This is a genomic window from Okeania sp. SIO2F4 (assembly GCF_010672385.1).
Taxonomy (GTDB): domain Bacteria; phylum Cyanobacteriota; class Cyanobacteriia; order Cyanobacteriales; family Microcoleaceae; genus Trichodesmium.
Map to the genome: position 1 here is coordinate 1 of NZ_JAAHGT010000759.1, position 4,808 is coordinate 4,808.

4 protein-coding genes and 1 pseudogene are annotated in these 4,808 nt (G+C 34.7%); 2 read left to right on the forward strand and 3 right to left on the reverse strand.

What is annotated here, in order from left to right:
- Positions 1–110: 110 nt before the first annotated feature.
- Positions 111–515 carry a WG repeat-containing protein gene (locus F6K22_RS32105; protein ID WP_293107640.1) on the reverse strand — a complete coding sequence of 135 codons (405 nt, stop codon included), beginning with the start codon at positions 513–515 and terminating at the stop codon, positions 111–113.
- Between the two features lie 792 nt (positions 516–1,307).
- Here F6K22_RS32105 and F6K22_RS32110 point away from each other — a divergent pair.
- Positions 1,308–1,721 (forward strand): hypothetical protein, encoded by a 414-nt coding sequence (locus tag F6K22_RS32110; protein WP_293107643.1) that lies wholly within the window; start codon positions 1,308–1,310, stop codon positions 1,719–1,721.
- A 157-nt stretch (positions 1,722–1,878) separates the two neighbouring features.
- On the opposite strand, the pseudogene F6K22_RS32115 reads toward F6K22_RS32110, so the two are convergent.
- Positions 1,879–2,115: pseudogene (locus F6K22_RS32115) on the reverse strand (heterodisulfide reductase-related iron-sulfur binding cluster); the annotation flags it as partial.
- Positions 2,116–3,005: 890 nt separating this feature from the next.
- Here F6K22_RS32115 and F6K22_RS32120 point away from each other — a divergent pair.
- On the forward strand, positions 3,006–3,665 hold the full coding sequence (locus tag F6K22_RS32120; RefSeq protein WP_293107646.1) for a PEP-CTERM sorting domain-containing protein: 660 nt from the start codon (positions 3,006–3,008) through the stop codon (positions 3,663–3,665).
- Between the two features lie 136 nt (positions 3,666–3,801).
- Here the strand turns inward: F6K22_RS32120 and F6K22_RS32125 are convergent.
- A partial coding sequence (locus tag F6K22_RS32125; protein WP_293107649.1) for a (Fe-S)-binding protein occupies positions 3,802–4,808 on the reverse strand: 1,007 nt, incomplete at its 5' end.

The window sequence follows — 4,808 nt, forward strand, 5'->3', positions numbered from 1 at the left end:
AAACCTATTAATGATGATGAAGGACAGTCAACAACTTTAGGTGAAAAATTACCAGCTAATACTCTCAGTTTACTGGAAATGAAAATTGCTGAACTACAACAAGCTAAACGTCAAAGACAAGGTATATAACTCCATCTTTCACTAAGTTTTTTGACTGGTGCTAATCCTTGGGAAAAACGTAAAACAGAATCAAATTCTGGCTTGATAACTATTTCTCCTTTTTCATTAATATAACCCCACTTTTCATCAATTTTTACCGCTGCTAATCCTTCTGAGAAATCTTTTACCCGATCGAATCTTGGTCGAATCAATATTTTTCCTGTCTTATTGATATACCCATATTTTCCGTTTTGCTCGATCGGAAATAATTTTCTTTGTTCTTTTTGTTTGACAGGGGATGCAGTGGGTGTCGGTGGTGGGGGAGGGTCGATTAATTCCTGAATTTCTTTGACGGCACTACAGGATGTTATACTTAAAACAGCTAGACTTATCAATAAAAATAGAGAGCGCTTCATTTTGTAAAATTTTCCTCCAATTTCCAACTAACAAATTATCTCAGGACTTAGCTATAAGAAACGCAAAAATTGGCTTGAGATTACTTTCCTGACGGAATGCTCCGCAAACGCTGTCCCTTGTAATGCCAGAAATATTTTATATAGCATCACCCAAATAGGACGGGGACATTTATAAATGCTCAAACTTATACCATTTCACAGAATTCAGAATTCAGAAGTTAGATTGGATAGGCTAAAAACTTTGACAAGATAGAGGTTTGAGGCAATTATTTGACATTTAAAGTTTGAAACTATTTGTGACATCTTTAAAGTGAATTGGTATTAGTCGGGGACTACTTCTAACTTCTGACTTGCGCGTAGTGCTATATTGCCTAAGTCCTGTTATCTGTTATTAGTTTGACTAGGTTAAATATTCTCATATTTGGGCCATTTGTTCTTTTGTATATCTATTGCTAGAGAATAAGCAACTATTTCAGGAAAGTTGGGCGTTATTAGTCAACAATTTGTATTTTATTGCCAAATGACAAATAGCCAACTTTTTTGATCTTTAACATTTCTAAGTCTTCAGCTTTAAGCCTATTGAAGCTGATTGAGAAGTTCATACTTTCTGTGGCTTTAATAATTGACTGCCTTAAGGGTTAAGGTTTTCTCCTAAGCAAAGTAAAAATTATAATATTAGTGATACCGATCGCAGCAATTTCGTCTTTAACATATATATAGTAGAAATTAGTAAAAATAAATTAACTATTTATAACTACTTGATACCAACCCTTAGATAAAATAAATACTATCGTGAAAATTGTTAACAAATTACTTTTAACCACTGTTGGAACTTCTCTTGTTGCCTTATCCGTAGGAACAGCAGAAGTAGCTCAAGCCAAATTTAAGCCTATTAAAGTTGATTCTGAAGCTCATACTTTTTATGACTTTAATAATGGACTGCCTGAAGGATTAGGATTTTCCCCTAAGCAAAGTAAAAATTATAATATTAGTGATGCCGCTCCCAGCAATTTCCTCTTTAACTATAGTAAAAATCAATTAACAATTAATTTAGTCTCGGAACTATCGAGTATCAATAACATATTAAACATATTAATTGATACAGACAAAATTATTAATAGCTTTTTGGTATTTAATTGTTTGATAGTGATAGCACTTTGTGTGTTGGAGGTATTGTTAATTGTTGATGAAAAGTGTTCAAATTGATACAAATAAGTGATTGGGTTTTGAAATATGCTGTTTAGGATAATTTTCAAAAAATAGTTTCAATTCTTTTTCTGGTAGGTAGATATATTGTTAAGATTTATCTGAAAAAAAAAGGAAAGCGATCGCCTTCCTTCTCTTCATACTTGGGTAGCATCTACTATTTTCTCTGTAACTTCACCCCCCGAATTGAATAATCTAATAATTTCATTGGGTGCATTAAAGTCATTTTCTTTCCTTGCAACTCTCAATGCTTTTTAATTTGCAAAGAACATCAAGAATTATCAGAAGCAATTAATTTTGTACCTGTATTCAATAAATTTTCTACTTTTTGTTGCCCTAACTCATCAGCTATTTCCGGTTGCAACATATTATAAATTTCCACACTACTACAACAGAACTTCAGATGGGCATTGTCTGCCAAAAGTTTTTTATTAAGCAGTCAAATGACAAGAAGACCAACTTTTTGATCTTGATATGGCCTTCAACTTGACAAAGTCTTTATATTTTATCTTTTAACAGCCTTCGGCTGGAAGTCAGGAGGACCGAGTCAGGAGTCGGTAGAATTTTTTGGTCGCCTTTCCCAGGAACTGGCTCCTGGCTGCAAGCCTTATGGGGTATAAATCCCCACCGTCACCCGCGGTGTCCACAATTGGTTGGGGTGGGGAATCCCCAACCAATTAATTCTGTCTCCTGCATTCAGTCTCCTGACTCCTTCTTCAATATTTTCTTAATCTTTACCAATTCTTCATGAATCGGCGATCGCTGACAATTTCTTGTAAATCTTGCTGCAAAATTAATACAACTGTTTTAAAACTGTATTTATTCGGTTAGAATTTATGAAGATTCGGTAAAGCTTACCTCAATCTGTAGACAAAGTTATTAAACTTCTGTCATATTATTAGTAACTTCATTAAACAACTGTATGTTGATTAATATTGTGTCTGGTAGCATCGAAGCGTGTATAAAATGAAGTCACAATTGGAAGAAACCCTTCAGGATAAGTGCCTTCTACCATCTGCCTTTCTTCCACAAAGTACAAGTATTTAAGCAGACATGATATAACTTACAGTAGATTTGGTCGTATATGAAGTACAGATATTAAGAATTAAATGTTTGCAGTGTGGGATATTGCCCGCGAGGGGTGTACCTCACGCCTGGTGGAATCTGCTGTAACATTGAAATAAGTTGATATCCAAGAATTTTATCGACTTTCATCTCTGCTTTATAAAGTTCGTCAACAATATCAGCAACCTATAAAACCTTGAAATTAGGAGAAATATTTCCATGAAAACAGCAAAAAAATTACTTATGACTGCGGTTGTAACTACTTTTGTCGCCTTGTCCGCAGGAACAGCAGAAGCTGCTAAACTTAGATTTACTGCAAAAGGAGAAGATTCAGGAATTGAAAACGCAACCAAACGAAATAAATTCTTTAAATTAAACTTTCAAGAAGCTCCTGATAACGTTTATATTAAAAAATTTGTTTTTGATTTGTCACCGGATGCCAATGCTATATTTGACTTTACCTCTGGATCTCCTGGAGGGAAGGGATTTCCTTTTGAAGTCAGTCAAAATAGTGACATTACTGATGCTGATATTAAGAATTCCTTCCTTAGCGATGATCTACAAAAGTTAACTGTTAAGTTTGTAGATGAAGCATTTTCTGTAGGTGAGATATTAAAATTTGGAGTTGATACAGACAGAATTGCTGGAGGTGGAAAAATTGATGACGGAGGGGATTTTGGTATTGCAGATATTAAATTCAAAGTAACCTTAAGTAATGGTACTAAGGGTAAGGGAGTTTTTGACAAAAAAAATCCTTTAAAGTCTGTAGCAATTGCAAATATTACTGACCCCCAACCTGTTCCTGAACCTGCTACAATTTTAGGTTTATTTGCAGTCAGTGGTTTGGGTGCTTTTTCTCTCAAGAGATCGCGTCATTAAGATTTATCTGACAAAAAAGGAAAGCGATCGCCATAGTTCTATAAGGTGATAGCAGACCTGATAATATCCACTATTGTTTCTTTTGAAAAAAACAGAGCGATCGCCCTCCTTCTCTTCATACTAGGGTAACATCTACCTATTTCCTCTGTAATTTCACCCTCCGAATTGAATAATCTAATAATTCTATTGGGTGCATTAAAGTCATTTTTTTGCCTTGCAGTTCTAAATGCTTTTTAATTTGCAAAGAGCATCCAGGATTAGCAGAAGCAATTAATTCTGCACCTGTATTCAATAAATTTTCTACTTTTTGTTGCCCTAGTTCCTCAGCTACTTCTGGTTGCAACATATTATAAATTCCCGCACTTCCACAACACAAAGACGCATCTATTGGTTCGCGCAACTTCACCCCAGGAATTTGTTGTAATAATTTTCTTGGTTCCAAACTAATTTTTTGACCGTGCAATAAATGGCAAGCATCTTGATAAACTATAGTCAATTCTTCATCCTCAATTAAAGGAGAAAGTTTAGTTATTAATCCCACATTGGCTAAGAATTCTTGCACGTCTTTAACTTGACTAGAAAATTCTTTTGCCTTCTCACAATACTCAGAATCATCTTGCAGAATATGACCATATTCTTTAAGAGTATGACCGCAACCAGCAGCATTAATAATAACTGCATCAACCCCTGTATTAGCAAAACTATCAATCATTTGTTTTGCCAAAGTATGAGCTTGTTCAGTTTGTCCTTGATGTTCTGGCAAAGCAGCACAACAACCTTGACTTTGAGGAATCACAACTTCGCAACCATTGGCAGTCAAAACTCGAATTGTCGCCATATTAACAGGTGAGAAAAATATTCTTTGAACACAACCTAAAATTAAGCCGACTCGATAACGTTTTTCTCCCTGAGCAGGAATAATAGTAGGATAATTACTCTCGAAAGAATCAACAGTAATTTCTGGTAGAATAGATTCCATTGCTGCTAATCTAGGGGAAATTTTTTCGAGTAACTTACTAGCACGAATAAGTTTCGGAAATCCTAATTTTTGATAAACGAATAGAGGAATAAGTAAGGGTCGTAATCTATTGGGATAAGGAAACAAATTAAATATCAGATTACGAATCAATTTGTCAGGCAATA